1 protein-coding gene is annotated in these 447 nt (G+C 58.8%); it reads left to right on the forward strand.

Going from position 1 to position 447, the window contains the following annotated elements; all coding sequences use genetic code 11:
• Positions 1-447 (forward strand): AMP-binding protein (locus PSI23_RS22080; RefSeq protein WP_273557055.1); only part of this gene is annotated, 447 nt, incomplete at both ends.

Here is a 447-nt window from a genome sequence, read left to right on the forward strand (position 1 = left end):
AAGGACATTGCACAGTGGCCGACCCTGCCTCCCATCGGTCGGCCGGTAGCCAACAACCAAATCTATATCTTTGACCAATACCGCCAGCCCGTGCCTTTGGGTGTCACGGGGGAAATCTATATTGCCGGCACCGGCGTGGCACGCGGTTACCTGAACCGGCCTGAGCTGACGGCCGAACGCTTTCTGGTGGACCCGTTCTCCCCAAATCCCGATGCCCGCATGTACAAAACCGGCGACCTCGGCCGCTGGCTGCCCGACGGCAATATCGAATACCTCGGCCGCAATGATTTTCAGGTTAAATTACGCGGCTTCCGCATTGAACCGGGGGAAATCGAGGCACAACTGATGCAGTGCCCCGGCGTGCGCGAAGGGGTGGTGATTGCCCGTGAAAATACGGGAGGACAACAGCAGTTAGTCGCTTATCTGCGACCACTGGCGGACGTTGAA

It is taken from the genome of Xenorhabdus yunnanensis (assembly GCF_028598805.1).
Lineage (GTDB): Bacteria > Pseudomonadota > Gammaproteobacteria > Enterobacterales > Enterobacteriaceae > Xenorhabdus > Xenorhabdus yunnanensis.